The organism is Lentilitoribacter sp. EG35 (assembly GCF_040784015.1).
GTDB lineage: Bacteria > Pseudomonadota > Alphaproteobacteria > Rhizobiales > Rhizobiaceae > Lentilitoribacter.
On record NZ_JBFNGQ010000004.1, the window covers coordinates 245977 to 269952 of the forward strand.

At 45.0% G+C, this 23976-nt stretch carries 24 protein-coding genes; 23 read left to right on the top strand and 1 reads right to left on the bottom strand.

What is annotated here, in order from left to right:
* Positions 1 to 13: 13 nt before the first annotated feature.
* From AB2J24_RS09785 to pal, 12 genes are all read left to right on the top strand, one after another.
* A complete protein-coding gene (locus AB2J24_RS09785; RefSeq protein ID WP_367385328.1) occupies positions 14 to 838 on the top strand; it encodes a TIGR00282 family metallophosphoesterase in 825 nt (274 codons plus the stop codon).
* Between the two features lie 105 nt (positions 839 to 943).
* Positions 944 to 1687, top strand: coding sequence for a YebC/PmpR family DNA-binding transcriptional regulator (locus tag AB2J24_RS09790; protein ID WP_162653059.1), 744 nt, complete (start codon positions 944 to 946; stop codon positions 1685 to 1687).
* A gap of 134 nt (positions 1688 to 1821) precedes the next feature.
* The gene (gene ruvC / locus AB2J24_RS09795; protein ID WP_367385329.1) at positions 1822 to 2328 is read left to right on the top strand and encodes a crossover junction endodeoxyribonuclease RuvC; all 507 of its coding nucleotides are present in this window, start codon (positions 1822 to 1824) and stop codon (positions 2326 to 2328) included.
* Between the two features lie 2 nt (positions 2329 to 2330).
* A complete protein-coding gene (gene ruvA / locus AB2J24_RS09800) occupies positions 2331 to 2948 on the top strand; it encodes a Holliday junction branch migration protein RuvA (protein ID WP_367385330.1) in 618 nt (205 codons plus the stop codon).
* A complete protein-coding gene (locus AB2J24_RS09805; RefSeq protein ID WP_367385331.1) occupies positions 2948 to 3460 on the top strand; it encodes a hypothetical protein in 513 nt (170 codons plus the stop codon). Before ruvA ends, AB2J24_RS09805 begins: the two co-directional genes overlap by 1 nt.
* Before the next feature lie 6 nt (positions 3461 to 3466).
* The gene (ruvB, locus tag AB2J24_RS09810; protein WP_367385332.1) at positions 3467 to 4507 is read left to right on the top strand and encodes a Holliday junction branch migration DNA helicase RuvB; all 1041 of its coding nucleotides are present in this window, start codon (positions 3467 to 3469) and stop codon (positions 4505 to 4507) included.
* Positions 4508 to 4509: 2 nt separating this feature from the next.
* A complete protein-coding gene (gene ybgC, locus AB2J24_RS09815; protein ID WP_162653055.1) occupies positions 4510 to 4932 on the top strand; it encodes a tol-pal system-associated acyl-CoA thioesterase in 423 nt (140 codons plus the stop codon).
* 230 nt (positions 4933 to 5162) lie between these two features.
* On the top strand, positions 5163 to 5924 hold the full coding sequence (tolQ, locus tag AB2J24_RS09820; RefSeq protein WP_367385333.1) for a protein TolQ: 762 nt from the start codon (positions 5163 to 5165) through the stop codon (positions 5922 to 5924).
* A 2-nt stretch (positions 5925 to 5926) separates the two neighbouring features.
* Positions 5927 to 6376: a protein TolR gene (tolR, locus tag AB2J24_RS09825; RefSeq protein ID WP_367385334.1), complete on the top strand. Its 450-nt coding sequence runs from the start codon at positions 5927 to 5929 to the stop codon at positions 6374 to 6376.
* A 3-nt stretch (positions 6377 to 6379) separates the two neighbouring features.
* Positions 6380 to 7441 carry a cell envelope integrity protein TolA gene (locus AB2J24_RS09830; protein ID WP_367385335.1) on the top strand — a complete coding sequence of 354 codons (1062 nt, stop codon included), beginning with the start codon at positions 6380 to 6382 and terminating at the stop codon, positions 7439 to 7441.
* 17 nt (positions 7442 to 7458) lie between these two features.
* Complete coding sequence (tolB, locus tag AB2J24_RS09835) at positions 7459 to 8769, top strand: Tol-Pal system beta propeller repeat protein TolB (RefSeq protein ID WP_162653051.1); 1311 nt, start codon at positions 7459 to 7461, stop codon at positions 8767 to 8769.
* Positions 8770 to 8917: 148 nt separating this feature from the next.
* A complete protein-coding gene (pal, locus tag AB2J24_RS09840) occupies positions 8918 to 9427 on the top strand; it encodes a peptidoglycan-associated lipoprotein Pal (RefSeq protein WP_162653050.1) in 510 nt (169 codons plus the stop codon).
* Position 9428: 1 nt separating this feature from the next.
* Here pal and AB2J24_RS09845 read toward each other — a convergent pair whose 3' ends face one another.
* Positions 9429 to 10328 carry a LysR family transcriptional regulator gene (locus AB2J24_RS09845; protein WP_367385336.1) on the bottom strand — a complete coding sequence of 300 codons (900 nt, stop codon included), beginning with the start codon at positions 10326 to 10328 and terminating at the stop codon, positions 9429 to 9431.
* Positions 10329 to 10421: 93 nt separating this feature from the next.
* Here AB2J24_RS09845 and AB2J24_RS09850 point away from each other — a divergent pair, with 93 nt between their 5' ends.
* The 11 genes from AB2J24_RS09850 to AB2J24_RS09900 all read left to right on the top strand — a co-directional run bounded on the left by AB2J24_RS09850 (position 10422) and on the right by AB2J24_RS09900 (position 23963).
* Positions 10422 to 11291, top strand: a complete 870-nt coding sequence (locus tag AB2J24_RS09850; RefSeq protein ID WP_367385337.1) for an NAD-dependent epimerase/dehydratase family protein — start codon at positions 10422 to 10424, stop codon at positions 11289 to 11291.
* A gap of 76 nt (positions 11292 to 11367) precedes the next feature.
* Positions 11368 to 11799, top strand: coding sequence for a DUF1801 domain-containing protein (locus tag AB2J24_RS09855; protein WP_162653047.1), 432 nt, complete (start codon positions 11368 to 11370; stop codon positions 11797 to 11799).
* Positions 11800 to 11884: 85 nt separating this feature from the next.
* Positions 11885 to 12718 (top strand): tol-pal system protein YbgF, encoded by an 834-nt coding sequence (gene ybgF, locus AB2J24_RS09860; protein ID WP_367385338.1) that lies wholly within the window; start codon positions 11885 to 11887, stop codon positions 12716 to 12718.
* Positions 12693 to 13973, top strand: a complete 1281-nt coding sequence (gene tilS / locus AB2J24_RS09865; RefSeq protein ID WP_367385339.1) for a tRNA lysidine(34) synthetase TilS — start codon at positions 12693 to 12695, stop codon at positions 13971 to 13973. The genes ybgF and tilS overlap by 26 nt, the downstream gene beginning before the upstream one ends.
* A 137-nt stretch (positions 13974 to 14110) precedes the next feature.
* Entirely contained in the window at positions 14111 to 16045 is a 1935-nt protein-coding gene (gene ftsH, locus AB2J24_RS09870; protein ID WP_367385340.1) for an ATP-dependent zinc metalloprotease FtsH, read from the top strand.
* A 100-nt stretch (positions 16046 to 16145) separates the two neighbouring features.
* Complete coding sequence (glmM, locus tag AB2J24_RS09875) at positions 16146 to 17486, top strand: phosphoglucosamine mutase (RefSeq protein WP_367385341.1); 1341 nt, start codon at positions 16146 to 16148, stop codon at positions 17484 to 17486.
* A 157-nt stretch (positions 17487 to 17643) separates the two neighbouring features.
* Positions 17644 to 18507, top strand: a complete 864-nt coding sequence (locus tag AB2J24_RS09880) for an outer membrane protein (protein WP_367385342.1) — start codon at positions 17644 to 17646, stop codon at positions 18505 to 18507.
* A 175-nt stretch (positions 18508 to 18682) separates the two neighbouring features.
* Entirely contained in the window at positions 18683 to 19522 is an 840-nt protein-coding gene (locus tag AB2J24_RS09885; RefSeq protein ID WP_367385343.1) for an outer membrane protein, read from the top strand.
* Positions 19523 to 19669: 147 nt separating this feature from the next.
* Entirely contained in the window at positions 19670 to 20839 is a 1170-nt protein-coding gene (locus AB2J24_RS09890; RefSeq protein ID WP_367385344.1) for a phosphoserine transaminase, read from the top strand.
* Between the two features lie 63 nt (positions 20840 to 20902).
* Positions 20903 to 22498 carry a phosphoglycerate dehydrogenase gene (gene serA, locus AB2J24_RS09895; RefSeq protein ID WP_162653039.1) on the top strand — a complete coding sequence of 532 codons (1596 nt, stop codon included), beginning with the start codon at positions 20903 to 20905 and terminating at the stop codon, positions 22496 to 22498.
* A gap of 166 nt (positions 22499 to 22664) precedes the next feature.
* Entirely contained in the window at positions 22665 to 23963 is a 1299-nt protein-coding gene (locus tag AB2J24_RS09900; RefSeq protein WP_367385345.1) for an adenylosuccinate synthase, read from the top strand.
* Positions 23964 to 23976 lie beyond the last annotated feature (13 nt).

The window sequence follows — 23976 nt, forward strand, 5'->3', positions numbered from 1 at the left end:
TTATAGAGGCGGCATGAGATTTCTATTTTTAGGTGATATGGTCGGTTCAACCGGCCGCGAAGCGGTCTGGGACCAGCTTCCGGGGTTGATATCTGATTTCAAACTCGATTTTGTTGTGGTCAATGGCGAAAATGCAGCTCACGGTTTTGGTATAACAGAAGAGATATTTTTAAAAACAATTGATGCTGGCGCTGATGTCGTGACCACCGGCAACCATGTTTGGGGGCAAAAAGAAGCGCTATCATTTTGTGAACGCTACGATACATTTCTTCGCCCTGCTAATTATCCAAAAGGTACACCAGGTCGTGGTGCGACTTTGGTTCAAGCGCGAAATGGTGCGCAAGTGCTTGTGTCAAACATCATGGGGCGTGTTTTCATGCATCCTGATCTGGACGATCCATTTGCGTGTGCCGAAGAGGTTCTTGGCTCTTGCCCATTGGGCGAGCAAGCGGATGCCGTTATTCTGGATTTTCATGCGGAAGCAACAAGCGAGAAACAGTGCTTTGGCCATTTCGTTGATGGGCGAGCAAGCCTGGTTGTCGGCACACATACCCATATGCCAACAGCGGATTGCCAGATTTTGGATGGCGGTACGGGCTATATGAGCGATTCAGGCATGTGTGGCGATTATAATTCATCTCTTGGTATGGAAAAAGAAGAACTGATCAATCGGTTCGTAACCAAAATACCAAGAGGGCGGATGGAAATTGCAACAGGTCCGGCAACAATTTGCGGTGTTGGCGTTGAAATTTCAGACCGTACTGGGTTGGCTGAGAAGATTGCACCACTTCGTAAAGGTGCAAGACTTGAAGAAACTGTACCTAGTTTCTGGTTATAGGACTTCACGGTACACATAATACAATAAACCTAGACCTTAAGGCGTTTTGTTTTTATAAGGCGGGAAATCGATTTTTAGATTACGAGAAATTACAAAGAGGGTTTCATGGCAGGCCATTCCAAGTTTAAGAATATTCAACACCGCAAGGGACGTCAGGATGCTGTTCGCTCCAAGATGTTCTCAAAGTTAGCTCGGGAAATAACCGTTGCTGCAAAAATGGGTGCGCCTGATGTGTCAATGAACCCGCGTCTTCGATTAGCTGTTCAGAATGCCAAATCATTGTCTATGCCAAAGGATAATATCCAGCGCGCAATTAACAAAGCTGCGGATAAAGATGGCGAGAATTATGACGAAGTGCGTTATGAGGGATATGGCCCAGGCGGTGTTGCCGTTATTGTTGAGGCTTTGACTGATAACCGCAATCGCACTGCATCAAATGTTCGAACAGCTTTTACAAAATCTGGCGGGGCATTGGGGGAAACTGGTTCGGTCGGCTTTATGTTCGACCGTGTTGGCGAGATTATCTACCCAGTAGAAGTTGGAGACGAGGACACTATCATGGAAGCTGGTATCGAAGCTGGTGCTGAAGATGTAGTTTCTGATGAAGAAACACATACGATCTATTGTGCTTTTGAAGATATTGGAGATGTATCGTCAGCACTTGAAGCTGCTTTGGGCGAGCCAAAAACTGTTAAGCCCATCTGGAAACCTCAAAACGAAACACCAGTTGACGAGACCAAGGCTGAGCAACTTATGCGTTTTATGGATGTTTTAGACGATGATGATGATGTTCAAAACGTTTATTCAAACTTTGATATTTCTGACGAAGTGATGGCTAAACTGTCCTAGGCAGGTTCTTTAATCGAATTTTCTAAGCCGGGCATTTGCTCGGCTTTTTTATTTTAAATAGTTTTGTGTGATTTGTTTTTGTTTTGTTCACGTTTTTGGTAGATGTTTATCACCTAAACACATAGGGTGAGCAGATGAACGACGCGATTCGAATTATCGGTATTGATCCGGGGCTTAGAAATACTGGCTGGGGCATTATTGATGTCTTGGGTAATTCTTTACGTTTTGTAGCCTCTGGTACAGTCAAGTCTGATGGTAAAGCTGATCTTGCCTCTCGCCTTTGTCAAATTTATGATGGTTTGGAAGGTATTATTCATTCCCATCAACCCTTTGAAGCTGCCGTTGAAAACACATTTGTGAATGTGAACCCGACTTCAACGCTAAAGCTTGGTCAGGCTCGTGGTGTCGCAATGCTTGTGCCTGCTCGATCAGGGCTTCGTGTGGCGGAATATGCACCAAATGCGGTGAAGAAATCAGTCATTGGTGTTGGCCATGGAGATAAAAAACAAATTCATATGATGGTCAAAGTTCTCATGCCGAAAGCAGAATTTACATCCGATGATGCGGCGGATGCGCTGGCAATTGCAATTTGTCATGCGCATAACCGCACGAGCGCAACCTATAAAATAGCGGCGGTATAATTATGATCGGTAAACTTAAAGGCACGATTGAAGAGATCGCTGGAGATTATGTCCTCATTGATGTGCACGGTGTTTGCTATGTAGCGTTTTGTTCGGGGCGCACATTAGGTAATATTGGTTCTGCAGGCGAGGCTGTCATCTTATTTATTGAAACCTATGTGCGTGAAGATCAGCTTAAACTTTTTGGTTTCGCAACCGAGTTGGAACGGGAGTGGTTCCGCCTTTTACAAAGCGTCCAAGGTGTTGGAGCAAAGGTGGCACTTGCTATTTTATCAACGCTCTCTGCTTCTGATTTGTCTAATGCTATTGCCTTGCAGGATAAAGCAATGGTCGCCAGAGCGCCCGGTATTGGGCCAAAAGTTGCGCAACGAATTGTGACTGAACTTAAAAACAAAGCACCACTTCTTGGTGGTCTTGATGCGCCGGATATGGGGCTCAAGCAGAATATTGGTGATGGCGTAGCATCCGCTCCTGTTGCCGATGCTGTATCTGCACTTTGCAATTTGGGATATTCGCGAGAGCAAGCTGCTTCTGCGGTCGGAGCAGCCATTCGCGATGCGGGCGATGATGCCGATAGTGCAAAACTTATTCGTCTTGGCTTGAAAGAACTGGCCAAGTAATGGCAACTAAAATTGAAAATGTTGACTTCCAAAGAATGATTGACACAGCTGCTGCTTTTTTCCTGGCAGCGGAGAGGTGTGTCCCTCCACTGAAATTTGGTGTGTATCCAGAACATTCTGTATCAGCGCCCACGATCGTTAATTATGCATTGTCAGTTGAGATAGTTTTAAAAATTCTGTTGCGTCATTATGAGTGTGATTTACCAAAAGGAACGAATGGACATAGTATAAAAAAATTGTCAGAAGCTCTGCCAGAAAATAAACGCGGGTTTCTTGAGTATGAAGATGAGGCCATAAATGTTCTTGATACATCTTTTGTTGACTGGCGATATCCCTATGAATATGATTTTTTAGTCATTTCACCGAAAGGTTTTCGATCATTATTTTGTAAATGTTATAATGAAATAAGAAAGCTAAAACCTGATTTAATGTGTATTTATGAGAAGAATTGGGGTCAATTTGAGCCAGATTATTCTTGGGCTTGGCACGAAGAAGAAATTCGAGGCTTGTAGAGAAATATGAGCGATCAAAACCCCATACTAGACCCCAATAAATCTGGCGAAGATTTGGAAGCTACGCTGCGTCCTCAGTCGCTTGATGATTTTACTGGTCAGGCTGATGCACGTGCAAATTTAAAGATATTTATTGAAGCTGCGAAGAATCGTGGTGAGGCGCTGGATCATGTTTTATTTGTTGGCCCTCCTGGATTGGGTAAAACCACTTTGGCACAAATTATGGCTAAAGAACTTGGTGTGAATTTCCGCTCCACTTCTGGCCCTGTGATCGCGAAAGCGGGTGATCTGGCCGCATTATTGACTAATTTGGAAGAGCGGGATGTTTTGTTCATTGACGAGATACATCGGCTTAATCCTGCTGTGGAAGAAATTCTTTATCCTGCGATGGAAGATTTTCAGCTTGATCTTATTATAGGTGAGGGGCCTGCTGCTCGTTCGGTCAAAATTGATCTTGCAAATTTTACGCTTGTTGCAGCAACCACCCGTTTGGGACTTTTAACAACGCCATTACGTGATCGGTTTGGTATTCCGGTTCGGTTGCAGTTCTACACCGTCGAGGAGCTTGAAAGCATTGTTCGTCGCGGTGCGCGGATCATGGGTTTAAACATAACCGATGATGGCGCTAAGGAAATTGCCAGACGGGCGCGTGGCACACCGCGTATCGCCGGCCGCCTGCTACGCCGTGTTCGTGATTTTGCGGAAGTTGCAAAAGCGGAAGCTGTTACCAAAGAAATTGCTGATAATGCACTCACAAGACTATCCGTCGATGCAATGGGACTTGATCAACTTGACCGCCGTTACTTATCAATGATTGCTGATAATTTTGGCGGTGGTCCAGTTGGAATTGAAACCATTGCAGCAGGACTTTCTGAGCCACGCGATGCAATCGAAGACATTATTGAACCGTACCTCATCCAACAAGGTTTTATTCAGCGTACCCCACGTGGTCGGGTTTTAACCGGAAATGCGTGGAAACATATGGGGCTTAATCCGCCAAAAGATCTGGAAAAGACACAGATCAACTTGTTTCAGGATGGGGAATAGCAATGACATATCAATTTGAAGGTCGATTGACCGAACAAGGTCATGAGCTTATTCAACGTGTTTATTATGAAGATACCGATTTTTCTGGCGCTGTTTATCATGCCAGATATTTGCATTTTATGGAGCGAGGACGAACAGAATTTATCCGGTGCAAAGGGCTTATTCAAAGTGAAACGCTGAATAAAGATGACCCAGAAAATGCTGTTGCTTTTATGGTGTCAAAAATTGAGATTAAGTATGTAAAACCAGCTCGTATGGATGACGTTTTGACGATTCTCACCGAACCCTTGGCTGCACGTGGGGCTCGTATGGAGCTATCTCAGCGTGTTCTGCGCGGGGACGAAATCTTGATTGACGCTAAAGTCACTGTCGCCTGCGTAAATGGTGTTGGGCGGCCGCGTCGATTGCCTGAATCTCTTTCATAGCTGTAATTCTGTCATCTAATCAACGTGATTTGGTCCAATTCTAACGAATCCTAACGCTTCATTAACCATAATTATGGCCTATTGCCCTCAAGTTTGTCTTGTAAGATCGCGCGCCATTGTTTGACCGCATTTTTTAGACATTAAAGCATGAACGAGTATGCCATATTTGCTTCGAAATCTGCTTTCTTGAGGTGTTTGGTACTATTCTATGATCGTTTAAGGGACTGAAAATGGAACAAGTTGGATTGGCCGCTACTTCTGACGTGACGCTTTTGTCACTGTTTTTAGAGGCAGGTTTTGTCGTAAAATTAGTGATGTTGGGACTTCTGGCTGCCTCAGTCTGGACATGGGCAATTGTTGTCAACAAGGTTATTGCGTATAAAAAAGCTAAGATACAGCTTGATCGTTTCGAGGATTTGTTCTGGTCGGGGCAGTCTCTGGAAGAGTTATATCGATCTCTTTCAGAACGAAAAAAGAACTCAGGTATGGGCGCAATTTTTCTAAGTGCGATGCAGGAATGGAAGAAATCATTTGAGCGCGGTGCGAAAACCCCGATGGGTCTTCAAATGCGGATCGATAAAGCCATGGACGTTGCACTGGTACGCGAGTCAGAGGCTCTAGAGTCTCGTCTTGGTTGGTTAGCGACAATTGGTTCCGCTGCACCATTCATTGGCTTGTTTGGTACCGTGATTGGTATCATGACATCATTCCAGGCGATTGCGGGTTCTAAGTCCACAAATTTAGCCGTTGTTGCTCCGGGTATTGCCGAGGCGCTGTTAGCAACTGCGATTGGTCTGTTGGCAGCGATCCCAGCGGTGATTGCTTATAACAAATTTTCCGCAGATGCTGCGAAATTAAGCTCGCGTATGGAGGGTTTTGCCGACGAATTTTCCGGCATTTTGTCTCGTCAATTGGATGAGCGTTCGCAAGTCCAACAACATGCTTCGCAGTCACAAACATCGCATTCTCAAGCATCAATGTCTGGAGTATAGCTATGGCTATGATGATGCCAAATACCGGTGGTCGCTCAAGCTCTCGTAGACGAGGGCGCAAACTTGCGCCTATGAGTGAAATTAACGTGACACCGTTTGTTGATGTGATGCTGGTACTATTGATTATCTTCATGGTTGCAGCCCCTCTTCTAACCGTTGGTGTGCCGATTGATCTACCGGAAACGCAAGCAAAATCATTGAATTCTGAAACGCAGCCGATAACAGTTTCGGTCAATTCAGAGGGCGGTGTTTTCTTACAGGAAACAGAAATTCCAATTGATGAAGTGGTCGCAAAACTGGAAGCGATATCGACAACTGGCTACAGCGAACGCATTTATGTGCGCGGCGATACAAATGCTGATTATGGCACCGTTATGAAAGTGATGGCGCGCATCTCAGCCGCAGGATTTAAAAATTTGGGACTTGTAACTTTGCAGGAGCAGGACGGGTAGAACGTGCAGATAGGCCTTGTTATATCATCGTTTTTGCATGTTGCGATATTAAGCTGGGCTTTGCTCTCGTTTAATGCGCCCAAAACACTTGCGGTTGCCGATGTTGAATCCGTACCTGTTTCGATTGTCCCAATTGAAGATTTGACGAAAGTTCTTGAAGGTGTAAAGGAAGCAACCGCGAAGAAGAAGCCTGCACCTAAAAAGACTGAAGTTCGGACGAAAGTTGAAGACGCTCAGAATACTGGTGAAAACTCGGTTGACTTAAAGAGCCTTAAGGTTCCAACACCAAGTGAAAATGAAGTGGTGTCTAAAGCACCGCCAAAATCCGAAGACAAGCCTAAGCCAACCGCGGAGCCATCACTAAAGCCAGAACCTGTTGAGCAGGTCCAACCAAAACCAGAGACAAATGCGACAACCGCAACAGAGATCGCAGCTCTTCCGAAGGAAGCGACACCAGTTACGCCCGATCCGGTCAAAGAAGCTATAAATTCAAGCGAACCTGAAGCTGAAAAGCGAGTTGAATTACCCAAGACAGGTCCTGTTCCGATTTTAAGAGAAAAATCAGCGCCAGCGAAAACGGCTAAAACCCCGGAACGTAAGAAAACTGAGGTCGCGAAAAAAGAAACGTCATCATCTAAGAAAAGTGATTTTAATTCAGACGAGATTGCATCACTCTTGAATAAACAAGATGCACAAGGGGGCGGTGCGAAACGGTCAGCCAGAGATGAGGGCTTGGGCGTGAAAACAACGAAGCCCGCCAGCAAACTCTCACAAAGTGAAATGGATGCACTTCGCGGGCAGATTCAAAAATACTGGAATATTATTCCCGGATTAGCAGATGGGGGTGAAATTCGGGTGACGGTTTCCATGCAGTTGGATAAGTCCGGCAATATTATCGGTCAACCCGATGTTAATGCAACGGGTGGATCTCAGTCAGTCCGAACAACGCTCGCGGGAAGTGCACGACGCGCCGTGTTAAGAGCGCAACCATATAATTTACCTCTCGATAAATACGACACGTGGTCAGAAGTTGTTGTTAATTTCGACCCCAGCCAGCTTTTCTAATAACAGGATAAGGTCTTATGCTTCAGCTTAAAAACCTACTCATTTCAATATCTGCCAGCTTGGTATTAATCGCGGTGCCTTTGACTGAGGCTCATTCGCGTGTCGAAATTGATATCAATCAGGCAAATATTGAACCTTTGCCAATTGCGGTGTCTGACTTTGTGTCAGGTGAAGCCGTTGGCAAACAGATGAGTGATGTCATTGAAGCTGATTTGAAGCGGTCAGGATTGTTTCAACCGGTCCAGAAGCAGGCATTTATTCAGAAAATCACGGATCCAAACGCAACTCCGCGCTTTGATGATTGGCGCGTTATCAATGCTCAAGCTTTGATAACTGGCGGCGTTACCAAAGAAGCTGATGGGCGTTTAAAAATCGAATTCCGACTTTGGGATAGTGTTGCTGGCGAGCAGCTTATTGGTCAACGTCTTTTTGCCCAACCTCAAAACTGGCGGCGTGTGGCGCATATTATTTCTGATGCGATCTATGAGAATTTGACTGGTGAAAAGGGTTACTTTGATACTCGGGTTGTGTTTGTATCTGAAAGTGGCCCGAAGACGGCACGTATAAAAAAATTGGCGATCATGGATCAAGATGGCGCGAATTTGAGAACACTTACGAATGGTGATGATCTTGTGCTTACACCCAGGTTTTCGCCAAGTAAGCAAGAAATAACCTACATGTCTTTTGAAGGTGGGCAGCCACGAATTTATCTTCTCCAACTTGAAACAGGTCAGCGTGAACTTGTCGGTAATTTTCCAGGTATGACATTCTCACCCAGGTTTTCACCCGATGGTCAAAAGGTGATTATGAGCCTGCAAGAAGGTGGTAATGCGAACATTTATACAATGGACCTGCGCACACGTAGTACTACACGGCTAACCAATACGAGCGCCATTGATACATCGCCATCTTATTCGCCTGACGGGTCTCAGATAGCATTTGAGTCTGATCGTGGAGGACGACAACAGCTTTATATTATGGATTCAAATGGAGGCAATCAGCGTCGTATCTCATTTGGTAGCGGATCCTATTCGACACCTGTATGGTCGCCGCGTGGCGATTTGATTGCTTTTACAAAACGTGCGGGTGGTAAGTTTTCAATTGGTGTGATGAAGACGGATGGGTCGAATGAACGCATCCTAACGACAGGTTTCCATAATGAGGGGCCGACATGGGCGCCAAATGGCCGTGTGTTGATGTTCTTTCGTCAGCCTGCTGGATCGGGTGGCCCTCAATTGACCAGTATCGATCTAACTGGGTATAATGAGCAACAAGTGACAACCCCGAATTTTGCATCGGATCCCGCTTGGTCACCTTTACTTGAATAGTCTGATTTTCGCCTGAATTTAGTCATGAAACCACCACAATTTGGGGCTTTTTAGACAGTAGTAAGAGTCTATTAACCCTGTCTATTGAGAGCAATTTAACTTTGAGTGGTTATATTTTGTCAACTTTATTTCATCAAGGAGACCGGGTATGAGCGGTTTAGCATCTTTGTCACACAGTCGTGTTTTAATTGCGCTCTTTCTGGGCCTGACATTGGCAGGTTGTGCATCTAAGAAAAACCAATTGCCAAACAATGTAGGCGATTTGGGATTAACGGCTAACGGCGCTGTGCCTGGGTCGTTGCAGGATTTTACGCAGAACGTTGGCGATATTGTTTACTTCGATACGGATTCGTCGGTTATTCGCGGTGATGCAGCAAACATTCTCGTCAAGCAAGTCGCTTGGTTAAATCAATATCCTGATAAAATTATCACGATTGAAGGTCATGCTGATGAGCGCGGCACACGTGAATATAACCTTGCGCTCGGTGCCCGTCGTGCCGCAGCTACAAGAGATTATCTAATTTCACAAGGCCTGACTTCCGCAAGAATTAAAACACTATCACTTGGTAAAGAACGTCCGGTTGCAGTTTGTGATGATATTTCATGCTGGTCACAAAACCGCCGTGCGCAAACCAAACTACTTGGTGTAAATAGCTAGACTAACGTTTAGTTACTTTTGATAACTCTTTCGCAATCGCGTCGTAAATGGCGCGGATGCGTGCTGATTGTTTCAAAGCTTTGTTTGCAGTGAGCCAAATTGGTATCGGTGGTATATCGATTTCATCAAATAAACGAACAAGGTTATCCGACTGTTGTGCAATTACCACCTGTCCGACGCCTATTCCTGCACCTGCTTTTAGTAAATGCCAATAGGCCGCTTGATCATCACACCGCACTTTGAAAAAGCTGCGGTCAACTTGCCATCCAAGTGCGCGCATACCCTTTATCATTAGCTCAGATCGATCATATCCAATCCAGTCATGCTCCATTAATTCTGTCATCGATTTGGGGATACCATTTCGATTGATGTAATTTTTAGATGCAAAAATGCCTATCTCCGTATCACCAACATGTCGTGTAATGATATCAAGTTGGTCAGGTCTATACATGCGAATTGCAATATCAGCTTCGTGGAATAAAAGATTTTCGCTTTCATCACTTGCATGAAGTTCCAGCTCAATATTTGGAAACTTGGAACGTAGCTTTGCAATAATTTCCGGTAGTATGAAGTTGGACATGACAAGTGAGGCTGTTATGCGAACGGTTCCAGAAAGTTCGTCTTTCTCATCCAAAGCTAGCGTTATTAATTTTGCCGCCGAGATGTGCATTTCCTTCGCTATTTTGAGAAGTTGGACACCTTGATCTGTCAAGGACAAGCCATGTCGTTCCCTTGTGAATAACTGAGTTTTGAGTGCTGTCTCAATTTTTGCGATGTCGCGTCCAAGTGTCGGTTGGCTTCTACCAAGATGGTGCGCGCCACCTGTCAATGAGCCATGCTCAGCTACTGCGATGAATGATTGGATGAGTGACCAATCGAGATTCTTAAAATAATCTGCCATTCAATTATGAATTTCTAATATAGATATTTGGGCAATTTAATATTGAAATTGAATATCATAATTTCCTTTCAACGGCAATGAAAGGATTAGATTATGGCGAAGACAGTTCTCATTTTAGGCGCATCTGGAAAGATAGGTAGACATTCCAAGGCGGAATTTGAAAAGGCTGGATGGGACGTAAAGATATTTAATCGCAGGCACGATAATATGATTGAGGCTGCTGAGGGCGTAGATGTAATAATCAACGGTCTTAATCCGGCGGGTTATAAAAACTGGGCGACGCAGATTCCTAAAATTACAAATCAGGTCATCGCTGCAGCTAAGTCAGCCGGTGCGACAATTATTGTTCCGGGAAATGTATATGTTTTCGGGAAACAAGCGGGAGTATGGGACGAGAATACGCCCCATCGAGCTGATACCAGAAAAGGCAAAATTCGCATTGAAATGGAAGAGGCATACAAAGCGGCTGCCAGTGAATTTGGCGTACAGACTATAATATTGCGGGCAGGGGATTTTATCGACGATAAACGTAGTGATACGTTGATGGGTATGGGAATTTTGTCAGGTCTCGAAAAGGGTGCGATCAATGCGCTTGGTGATCCGAACGCAAAACATACATATTGTTATTTGCCAGACTGGGCTAGAGCATGTGTGCAAGTGTCAGAAAAACGAAACAAACTGAATGTGTTTGAAGACATTCCGTTTCCAGGGTCAATCTTCTCCATTAAGGAATTGGCCATCACTTTATCGGAGAAATTGGGCAGGCAGGTAAAAGTCAAGAAGTTTCCTTGGGCGCTTATTTACTTAACAAGTCCGTTTTGGAAAACTGGGTATGAGATGATTGAAATGCGATATCTCAATGACATAGATCACTCACTTTCGCCACAGAAGTTTCGTTCCATTCTGCCTGACTTTAAAACAACAGGCATAGATGAAATCATGTTCTCTGAGGCGCGGGCTTAATTGATTACACTCCCACGCAAGCGGGTTGTGTGATATATATCTGCCACGATATTGATCGCGTATGTGGAGGGTTTAGATGGCAGACTTAAAAACAAAACCTCATGATGGTTCGGTGCTTGACTTCCTAAATGCTGTGGACCACAAAACTCGCCGCGAGGATGCGTTTAAAGTTCTTGAAATATTTGAACGCGTTACTTGTGATCCACCTGTAATGTGGGGACCTAGTATCGTGGGTTTCGGGCAATATCATTATAAATACGATAGCGGTCGCGAAGGTGATTGGCTTCTTGCCGGATTTTCGCCTCGAAAGGCACATCAGGTGATATATATGATGGGATGCTATCATTCTGGCGGATTTGATGGTCAGCAGGAGCTGTTCGCAAAGCTTGGAAAGCACAAAATGGGAGCTTCGTGCCTTTATATCAACAAACTTGCGGATATAGATATTGATGTATTGGAAGATATTATCGACCGATCCTGTCAGCTCATGCGCACGAAATATCATTGATTATAAAGTTTTGCTTGTTTAGACAGGAAACGGGACATTGTGTTGGAGGCGTTTTCTTAGCCCCACAGGACAGAGGAGCACAAAAATGTCGAGTGTATTGCGTTTCATCACGAGCGGCCTTGCTGCGGGTTTTCTAATAATGTGTACTTTGGGGGCAAACGCGCAAATGTTACTCAAGGCGGGAATTCCTTTAGATATATCAACGGGTATTCAAACCGAGCGATCATTGCCGATTGTAAAAATACAGAATGCTGATCAAGGCACGCGTGTTTTGCAGCTCGAAGAGCAAATCAGGCAATTAACCGGTCGCCTCGAAGAACTGGGTTTCCAAATGCTGCAAATGCAAGAGCAGATGCGTCAGATGCAGGAAGATAATGAATTTCGTTTTCAAGATCTCGAACGGACTAAAGCAAATGATCAGTCTAGCGTTGCGCCCAAAGCCGACCGCACGGAAACGGACGCTACCAATATACAAATTGGCGAGGTTAAGGTTGATGCAAATGGAAATGTAACATCGCAGAAAAATACAAGTAGCGATGTTGAAAGTGAATTATATAAAGCTGGATATGCACAAGTGTTGGCCGGGGACTATGCGACTGCCGCTAACACATTTCGCAGCTATCTGGCAAAATTTCCAAATGGGGCGGAAGCCGCAAACGCAAATTACTGGTTGGGTGAATCACTATATTCCCAAGGGGATTTTCGCGAAGCAGCGCGTATTTTTCTAGACGGTCACAAAACCTTTCCAGAATCGCCAAAGGCACCGGACACTTTGTTGAAACTTGGGATGTCACTCGTGGCTTTAGATAATCGTGAAACGGCCTGCGCGACGTACGATGAAGTGTTAGTACGTTATCCGTCATCTTCGAAAGCTGTGAAAGACAAGGTCGCAAGTGAACGATCACGTGCCAAATGCTAGTCTGCTGATCCGACAAGCAGAATATTTTCTAAAATCTTTAAAACCTGGCCCCTTAGCAATTGCTGTTTCTGGTGGTAGCGATAGTTTGGGTGCGCTTTTTGCTATCAGTGAAGCAAATGATTCCGACAGGGAGATTATCTGCTTTACTGTCGATCATCAACTCCGCACGGAGGCTGCCGATGAGGCTTTATATGTTGGTGAAATTTGCCGGTCTCTTGGTATCAAGCACCAAATCTTAAAATGGGTGGGTGAAAAACCTGTTTCTGGAATTCAAAAAGCGGCGCGGCATGCGCGTTACAAGTTGCTGGCCGATGCATGTGCTGCGAAAAATGCTGTAGGTGTCGTCACCGGACATATCCAAGACGATCAGCTTGAAACCGTAGCCATGCGCTCTGCTAGAAATAACTCTGATGCGGCGAGGGGGCTAAGTGGTATGGCACCTGCTACATTGTTCTATAATCAGATGTGGGTATTTAGGCCCTTTTTAAGCACAACAAAGGCAGAATTTCAAACGTTCCTTGATGCCAAAAATCAAGCCTGGATCGAAGACCCATCTAATCAGGATGATCAGTTTGAGCGCGTTCTCGTTCGCAAGCAAGCCGATTTTGTGATCGGGTTGCCCGAAATTATGCGTGCACAAAAGTTGCGTACAAAGATTGCTATCGCAGCAGCGGAGTACCTGTCAACATACTGCATCGTTAAGGATGGCTTGATTGCCGAAGTGGAAATCAAGCTCGATGATATCCCTGTATTATTGCGCGCAGTTGAGAGTTTGATCTGTGTTATTGGTGGACGAAATCGAACACTAAGTAGCCAACAATTGGAACGTATTGAGAGGTTTACACGATCTGATAACCCAAAACCAATGACCTTAGGTCGTGCTTATATAGCGAAGAAGGCAGGTATGCTCTTCTTACAGCGCGAAAATCGAAATTTGGATGTCATAGAAATTGGTGCGCAATCAGATGGGATGTGGGATGGACGATATTGGATCAAAAACAACCATCAGAAAACACCATTAGTTGTCTCTGGTGATAGTCAAATGGAGGGATTTCCGCCCAAACTATTTTGGAAAATCGATGATGTGGATAGCAAGATCGATACCAATGAAAGCGACCCGTTTATCTCCGTCCGAAGATATGCCAATAGGTTCGACGAAGTGCTAACTTTTTTCGACATGCCTCTAGCTACGGAGATTGCAAAACTATTTGCATCTCGTGGCATCAAAGCCAGCCCATTTGTTGGTGACCCTTAATTCAGGACAAAAAATCGCGCATTTTCGTTAACTGATTAGCGAACTTCGCAATTGTTCCCTTGGCAACAGGCTCTTAGCTCCCTATATGATGGGATAAGAAAGCATAATAGTATGCTGTGATTTTTTCGGGAAAGTCGATGAACCCTAATTTACGTAATTTTGCACTCTGGGCCATAATTGGATTATCACTTATTGGTCTATTTAATATGTTCCAAAGCCCAACTGATGGCGCTAGCGGTCAGAAGATCGCCTATTCTCAATTTCTGGAAAATGTAGATGCTGGTCGTATCGGCGATGTAACTATTTCAGGCCAGCAAATCTTTGGGAGTTTTAGAGATACTGGTACGAAGTTTCAGACGTATTCTCCGGGTGATGCCGATTTGGTTCAGCGCCTTGAATCAAACAATGTAACCATCAATGCGCAGCCTGAGTCTGATGGCTCTGGCTTCTTGGGTTACTTTATTTCATGGCTGCCAATTCTTGTAATTCTGGGTGTATGGATATTCTTCATGCGCCAAATGCAAGGTGGGTCTCGTGGAGCTATGGGTTTTGGTAAGTCAAAGGCCAAGCTTTTGAATGAAGCTTCTGGTCGTGTGACATTTGAAGATGTTGCGGGTGTTGAAGAAGCTAAGGAAGATTTGGAAGAAATCGTTGATTTCTTGCGCGATCCTCAAAAGTACCAGAGACTTGGCGGCCGTATCCCGCGCGGTGTTTTGCTCGTGGGCCCTCCGGGTACTGGTAAAACTCTTCTTGCGCGTTCGGTTGCTGGTGAAGCAAATGTGCCGTTTTACACAATTTCAGGTTCTGACTTTGTAGAAATGTTTGTCGGTGTTGGTGCATCTCGCGTGCGTGATATGTTTGAGCAGGCAAAGAAAAATTCACCTTGCATCATCTTTATTGATGAGATCGATGCAGTTGGTCGTCACCGCGGCGCAGGCGTTGGCGGGGGTAATGATGAGCGTGAGCAAACATTGAACCAGCTATTGGTTGAAATGGACGGGTTTGAAGCAAACGAGAGTATTATTTTGATTGCTGCGACCAACCGTCCAGACGTGCTTGATCCTGCACTTCTAAGACCCGGACGTTTTGATCGTCAGGTTGTCGTGCCTAATCCTGATTTGACTGGTCGTGAAAAAATCTTGCAGGTACATGTCCGTAATGTGCCACTTGCACCAAATGTCGATCTAAAAGTTATTGCACGCGGGACACCTGGGTTTTCCGGTGCGGATTTGATGAATCTCGTTAACGAAGCTGCTCTACTTGCTGCTAGACGAAACAAGCGTCTTGTAACTATGCAAGAATTTGAGGATGCTAAAGATAAGGTTATGATGGGCGCGGAACGTCGTTCAACGGCTATGACCGAAGAAGAGAAGAAACTAACCGCTTATCATGAAGCCGGTCATGCTATTTTGGCAATAAATGTGCCAGCTGCTGATCCTGTACACAAAGCGACAATTATTCCTCGCGGACGCGCGTTAGGCATGGTGATGCAGTTGCCAGAAGCTGACCGCTATTCCATGAGTTATAAATGGATGATTTCTCGTCTTGCTATTATGATGGGTGGACGTGTGGCGGAAGAGGTAATTTTCGGAAAAGAGAATATTACTTCTGGTGCATCTTCGGATATCGAACAAGCTACAAAGCTCGCTCGTGCTATGGTTACGCAATGGGGCTTTTCTGATGAGCTTGGGCAGGTTGCCTATGGTGATAATCAACAGGAAGTTTTCCTGGGTCATTCAGTTGCACAGTCTCAGAATATGTCTGAAGAAACTGCGAATAAAATTGATGCTGAAGTTCATCGTTTGATTGATGAAGCGACTGCCACAGCTCATAAGATTTTGAAAACCAAGAAAGAGGACTTCATTGCGATAGCAGAAGGCTTGCTTGAGTATGAGACACTTAGCGGTTCTGAAATTGCAGCTATAATTAAAGGTGAAAAACCCGCGCGTGATATGGGTGATGATACGCCACCAAGCCGTGGTAGTTCAGTTCCATCCGCGGGTGTTAAGAAGGAAGCCCCTAAGGGTAAGGGTGCTGAGCCTGAACCTGGAGCGGAACCAACTCCAGAATAGGAAGGGGCTCTTTGAGCCCTTTTTTATTGGCAGTTGGTTTAACGTAATTTGAACAAAGACTTTGTATAAGCGTCATGTAGTTTTGATTTTCGGGGATAATATGAGCAAACGTTATTTTGGTACAGATGGTATTCGAGGCCGCTCTAACACATCACCTATGACCGCAGACATAGCAATGCGGGTGGGTGCTGCTGTTGGCAACTTGTTTCGTAACGGCGATCACCGACACCGCGTCGTGATAGGTAAAGATACCCGTCTTTCTGGTTATATGATCGAAAATGCGCTGGTTGCTGGTTTTACTGCTGCCGGATTGGATGTTTTTTTGCTCGGCCCAATTCCTACGCCTGGGGTTGCTATGCTGACGCGGTCGATGCGCGCAGACATTGGTGTGATGATTTCTGCATCTCATAATGCCTATCAAGATAATGGTATTAAACTTTTCGGACCCGATGGTTTTAAACTTTCTGATGATATCGAGTCTCGTATAGAAGACATGATTGATGCCGATTTTGAAACACTTTTGGCGAAACCCGATGATATTGGCAGAGCCAAACGCGTTGAAGGCGATATTTATCGATATATTGAATTTGTAAAACGCACTCTGCCGCGTGAGTCTCGTGACCTAACAGGCTTACGGATTGTGATAGATAGTGCCAATGGTGCGGCATATAAAGTAGCGCCATCGGTTCTTTGGGAAATGGGTGCGGAAGTGATTTCACTTGCCGACACACCGAACGGAACAAATATTAATTTAAATTGCGGTTCAACTCACCCAGATAGATTGATCGAAAAAGTGCTTGAGACAAGAGCTGATATCGGTATCGCGCTGGATGGAGATGCTGACCGTGTGCTTATCGTCGACGAAAAAGGTGCCATTGTTGATGGTGATCAGCTCATGACACTTATTGGCGAATCTTGGGCCAAAGAGGGGCGTTTGCAGGGTGGCGGCGTTGTGGCTACTGTGATGTCAAATTTGGGTATGGAGCGTCATCTCGTGGGTAAGGGCCTGGAGCTGGCACGTACCAAGGTTGGTGATCGTTATGTTGTTGAACATATGCGTAAGCACGGATTTAATCTAGGTGGTGAACAATCTGGTCACATTGTGATGACTGATTATGCGACGACTGGAGACGGTCTGGTTGCGGCCTTGCAAATTCTGGCCTGTGTTCAAAAATCTGATTGTCCTGTCAGTGAAGTGACGAAACGTTTTGAACCCGTGCCGCAACTGTTGAGAAATACCAAATATTCAGGAGGCTCTCCACTAGAGCGTCCTGATGTGAAAGAAGCAATATCAGATGCTGAGGCCGAAATGGGTGACAGTGGGCGACTTGTTATAAGAGCGTCTGGCACCGAACCGCTTATTCGCGTTATGGCTGAGGGTGATGATGCTGCTCAGGTTGAAAAAATCGTAGATGGATTAATTGATCTGATTTCAGATTAAGAAGCGAATAAATTTAATGAATTGTTAATCAAAAAAATTAGGAATTGCTCTTTAAGTTAGCGAGCCATTAACCTTTATAAATCATTATCAGCGACAATACGTATGTGAGAGACGCCTATTTTGGGTGCTTCACACTGGTTCACTGATGGAGTGATTTATGAAAAAGATGCTAGCTAGCACAGCAATTCTCTCATTGGCAGGCTTAACGTCCGCTTTGGCCGCAGATATAGGTTCTCCGCCAGTGGTTTATCCGCCGGTTATCAATGAACCACTTCGTCCTGCGATTGAGGTAAGCTCTTCATCGGGTTGGTACCTACGCGGTGATTTAGGGTTTAACTATAATCATTTGAGTGGGATTGAAGCATACCCCGCTGGCAATGGGACGAATACATTTACTAAAGCTAAACTGAAATCAAGTTTTTCCGTTGGTGCTGGCGTTGGTTATCGTATTAGCAATCGGGTGAGAACCGATTTGACACTTGACTATTTAACAAGATCAAAATTTGTCGGAGCGACTGTAGGAAGTTGTGGAGTTGGCGCAAATTGTACATCCACTGATCTGGCATCATTTACTGCTTGGAGCCTATTGGCAAACGCCTATGTTGATTTATTCACTTATGGTAGGGTAACAGCTTATGCAGGTGCCGGGCTTGGTGCGACGTATATCAATTGGGAGGATTTGAAAAACACTGCTTGTTTGACAGCTACTCCTACAACTTGTGATGCCACTGTAACACATAGGGGGGCGAGCGGCTGGCGTGCAACTGCTGCATTGATGGCTGGAGCCTCCGTTAAAATTAATTGTGCATTGGCGGCAGATGTTGGCTATCGTTACCGCTATATGGCTGGTGGCTCTATGTTTGGACGAGCGGTTACCGGTGGTACTGCAACCGGTCCTGGTGTAAACAAAGCAATTCATTCTCATGAAGGGCGCGCAGGCTTGCGCTATAGCTTCGGTGGGTGTTCTGATACCTACATACCCCCTTATGAGCCACCGACATTGCCTCCTGTTTATAAATAGGGCAATTTTCAATAGCTTTTTAAACGCCGGCAATTGCTGGCGTTTTTATTTTGTGCAAATGGGATCAGGTTAACAGCAGCATAATAAACATGGTTAACGTAAGATTAACCACTAGAGACGATATTGGCAGCATTAGGCCCTTCAAACAGGGGCGCGCAATTTTGTGAGAAAGCCGATGTCCATCGTTATTCGTCCAACAATATCTCTAGTTTTTGGTATGTTGTGTGCTGTTAATACAACGCATGCGTTGGATTTGGACAAAGCTATAACTTTACCAGATGCACCGGTGACTCTACCAATTACCGAGGCAAAGGGCTGGTACCTTAGGGGCGATATAAGTACGAGTTTTAAAACGTTAAACAGGTCACATTCATTTTCTACATTTTCGGTTGGCAATAGCTATCGCGCAGGTACAGCGACCAATTCGAACTTTAAGGAAAACAGCCTATCAGGTGGTGTGGGTATCGGTTACCGTTTTAACGATGTATTCAGAGCTGACGCTACGGTGGATATATTCAGCGGTAGTGGTACAGTTTCTGGAACAAGTTTAGATAGGTGCCCAGGCGCGCTTGGAGGTACAAATTGCGCGCTCACATCAAGTGGTAAATTTACAAGCTATGGCCTTATGGTAAATGCATATGTTGATCTTGCAACAGTTGCTAAATTTACACCGTATGTTGGCGCTGGCATCGGTGCGACACAAGTAAATTGGGGTGAGTTTAATGGAACGGGCTCTTGTATTGGCGGTGGTTGCGGTGGTGTAGCTGATGTCAATATAAAGAATTCAGGCCGTTCACAATGGCGAACTACCTGGGCTTTGATGACGGGCGTCAGTTATGAATTATCCGAAAAAGCGAAATTGGATTTTGGGTATAGATATAGCCGAACTTCTAGCGGTAAAATGTTTGGATATGATTCTGCCTCCACTGCGCTTGGCGCTAGTGGTACTCAAGCCCGTGATGGAGGTTTTGACCGTCACGAAGTTAGAGTTGGTTTGCGGATTGCCGCTTGGTAATTTTCTAAGATATTGAAAATAAATTGAAATATTGTGTGAAATCGCAGAATGTTATTCTTTCGCTTGACATTATTCTAATCAAGTCATATCTCCCTCCGTGGGACACCCTTCCCCAACGAAGGGCAATCTATCTGGAAGGATAGCGATATGACTGCTATAAATCGGCCGGGCACACGTCCGGATAATGCCCGTTTTTCTTCGGGTCCGTGTACTAAACGTCCAAACTGGACGCCTGACGCTTTATCTGATGCGTCTGTGGGAAGATCTCACCGAGCAAAAATAGGTAAAGCAAAACTTCAAGAAGCAATTGAGTTAACGCGTAAGGTACTGCAAGTTCCAGACGATTATCGTATTGGTATTGTACCAGCGTCGGATACTGGTGCTATGGAAATGGCTATGTGGTCTATGCTCGGCGCACGTGGCGTTGACATGGCTGCATGGGAAAGCTTTGGTGCTGGTTGGGTCACAGATGTGATCAAGCAACTTAAACTAGATAATGCCCGTAAGCTAACTGCGCCATACGGTGAGTTGCCCGATCTTAACGACATTGATTTTAATAATGATGTTGTTTTTACGTGGAATGGAACGACTTCTGGCGTTTGTGTTCCAGATGCGAATTTTATACCAGATGATCGCGCTGGCCTTACTATTTGCGATGCGACGTCTGCCGCATTTGCGCAAAACCTTGAGTTCTCAAAACTTGATGTTGTCACATTTTCTTGGCAAAAAGTGCTTGGCGGCGAAGGTGGCCATGGCGTCATTATTTTGTCACCGCGCGCTGTCGAGAGACTTGAAACATATACACCGGCATGGCCATTGCCAAAAATCTTTCGCATGACGAAGGCTGGTAAGCTCATTGAAGGTATTTTCAAAGGCGCGACGATTAATACGCCGTCTATGCTTTGTGTTGAGGATTATCTGGATGCGTTGAACTGGGCTCAATCTGTTGGTGGGCTTGATGGTTTGATCGGCAGAGCAAATGCGAATGCGCAAGTCATCCATGATTTCGTTGAGAAAACATCTTGGATCGGTAATTTGGCTAAAGATCCTGTAACACGTTCGAATACGTCTGTGTGTTTAACAATCGTGGATGCAGATATCCTTGCACTCGATGATGATGCGCAAGCAGCTTTTGCAAAGGGCATGGTTGGCCTTTTGGATAAAGAAGGTGTGGCCTTTGATATTGGCGCCTATCGAGATGCACCGTCGGGTCTTCGTATTTGGACAGGTGCTACGGTTGAAAAATCGGACCTTGAAGCTCTGATGCCATGGCTTGACTGGGCTTTCGAGACCCAGAAAGCATCTCTTAATTCCTAGTATATTGGTTGCGCGTTCATCGCGCTTCCATGATTTTCCAATTTATTGAAATGGAGGCCTGAAATGGCACCTCGCGTTCTTGTATCTGACAAACTATCTGAAACTGCTGTTCAAATTTTCCGCGACCGCGGTATCGATGTAGACTTTATGCCTGACCTTGGTAAAGACAAAGAAAAATTGCTTGAAGTCATTGATCAATATGATGGTCTTGCAATCCGTTCTGCAACCAAAGCTACTCAGAAAATTATAGAGGCAGCAACTAATCTTAAAGTTATCGGTCGCGCTGGTATTGGCGTTGATAACGTAGATATCCCGGCTGCATCTCGTCGTGGTATCATTGTTATGAATACACCATTTGGTAATTCAATTACGACTGCCGAACATGCGATTGCGATGATCTTTGCAGTTGCACGTCAGCTTCCCGCTGCTGATACATCAACACAGGCCGGTAAGTGGGAAAAATCCAAATTTATGGGTGTTGAGATTACGGGCAAAACGCTTGGTGTTATCGGCTGTGGTAACATTGGTTCCATTGCAGCGACACGCGGCATTGGCCTTAATATGCGCGTCATCGCTTTTGATCCATTCTTGTCAGAAGATCGCGCGAAAGAATTGGGCGTTGAGAAGGTTGAGCTGGATGAACTTCTCGGCAGAGCAGATTTCATCACGCTTCATGTTCCAATGACCGACAAAACACGCGGAATTATCAATGCTGAAAATATCGCGAAAATGAAAAAAGGTGTACGCATTGTCAATTGTGCTCGTGGCGGTTTGGTTGTCGAAGCTGATTTAGCAGAAGCGCTCAAATCTGGTCATGTCGCTGGTGCGGGTTTTGATGTTTTCGAAGTTGAGCCTGCTACAGACAGTCCGCTGTTTGGTTTGCCAAATGTTGTTTGCACGCCGCACTTGGGTGCATCTACTACTGAGGCTCAGGAAAATGTTGCTCTTCAAGTTGCCGAGCAAATGTCAGATTATCTGCTTAAGGGCGCAGTAACAAACGCGATCAATATGCCGTCTATCAGTGCCGAAGAGGCACCGCGCCTGAAACCGTTCATCTCTCTTGCTGATGTTCTTGGTGCTTTTGTCGGTCAGGTAACAGAAAGCGCGATTGAAGAGGTTGAAATTCTTTATGAAGGTTCAACGTCTGAAATGAATACGCGTGCATTAACAAGTGCGCTGCTTGCTGGCCTTATCAGAGCCCAAGTTGCAGATGTGAATATGGTATCTGCGCCAATAATGATCAAAGAGCGTGGTATCATGCTTTCAGAGGTTAAGCGTGACAAATCTGGCGTTTTTGATGGCTATATTAAGCTGACTGTTAAAACAGCAAATACCACTCGTTCAGTTGCCGGTACTTGTTTTGCTGATGGCAAACCTAGATTTATTCAGATTAAAGGTATTAATCTGGATGCTGAAGTTGGACATCATATGGTTTACACAACCAATGCTGATGCGCCGGGTATTATTGGTCTTTTAGGTACAACATTTGGTGATGCAGGTGTGAATATTGCAAACTTCCAACTGGGCCGTAACAAACCAGGTGGAGACGCAATTGCTCTTCTTTATGTGGACAATGCAGTGTCAGAGGATGTGCTTGAGAAGGTGCGGGCGAATAGTGAAATTCTATCAGCAAAACCACTGGTATTTAATATTGAGTAGCAACTTTTGATTTAGATCTTGTCGGATGTCATGAATAATACTGTATATTGCTAGCGATATGCTTGTTTTATTCAACAAAATTCTATCAAAGGCTCGATTTTTGACCCGCATCTCCCTATAGAGATGCGGGTTTGTTTTTTAAACGTTACAATACCAAGAGGATAATATGACAAATGTAGTGGTTGTCGGCTCCCAGTGGGGAGATGAAGGCAAAGGCAAAATCGTAGATTGGCTATCTGAGCGTGCGGACGTCATTGTTCGTTTCCAAGGTGGCCATAATGCCGGCCATACATTGGTCATTGATGGTATCAGTTATAAATTATCTCTTCTTCCTTCAGGCGTTGTTCGTAAAGGAAAACTAGCGGTCATTGGCAATGGTGTTGTAATTGACCCTCATGCGCTGGTTGCCGAAATTGATCGCTTGGCTGAGCAAGATGTTGTCGTGACACCTGAAACGCTACGAATAGCAGATAATGCAACGCTGATTTTATCATTGCATCGTGAACTTGATGCTATGCGGGAAGATGCAGCTTCCAACTCGGGTACAAAAATTGGCACAACGCGACGTGGTATTGGACCGGCATATGAAGATAAAGTTGGGCGCCGTTCTATTCGTATTATGGATTTGGTAAATACGGAGAGTTTACCAGCCAAAGTAGACCGATTACTTACCCATCATAATGCACTACGTCGCGGGCTTGGACAGACGGAAATTGCGGTCGATACTATTATAGATGAGTTGATGGCAGTTCGTGAACGTATGTTGCCATTTATTGAATCAGTATGGCTTTTGCTGGATCAAAAGCGAAGAGCCGGCAAGCGTATTTTGTTTGAAGGTGCACAAGGCACCTTGCTGGATATTGATCATGGCACATACCCGTTTGTGACATCTTCGAATGTTGTTGCTGGCCAAGCTGCTGCGGGCAGTGGCATGGGGCCGGGGTCTCTTAAGTATGTCTTGGGTATTACCAAAGCCTATACAACTCGTGTAGGCGAGGGGCCATTCCCAACAGAGCTTGACGATGAAAATGGTCAACGCCTTGGTGAACGAGGTCATGAATTTGGTACTGTGACAGGCCGTAAACGCAGGTGTGGTTGGTTTGATGCCACGCTGGTCCGTCAATCTGTTGCCGTTAATGGAACAACAGGTATTGCCTTAACTAAACTTGATGTTCTCGACGGTTTCAAAACGCTTAAAATTTGTATTGGTTATGAACTGGATGGCAAGCGCATTGATCATTTCCCTGCAAGCCAAGGCGCTCAAGCACGGGTTGTACCTGTTTATGAAGAAATGGATGGGTGGAATGAAACAACAGTTGGTGCTCGTAGTTGGGCTGATTTGCCTGCACAAGCTATTAAATATGTGCGCAGAGTTGAAGAACTTATTGGCGCTCCTGTTGCTATGTTATCCACAAGTCCAGAACGCGAGGATACAATACTTGTGACGGATCCATTTGAAGACTAAAGTCTTGTTAAGG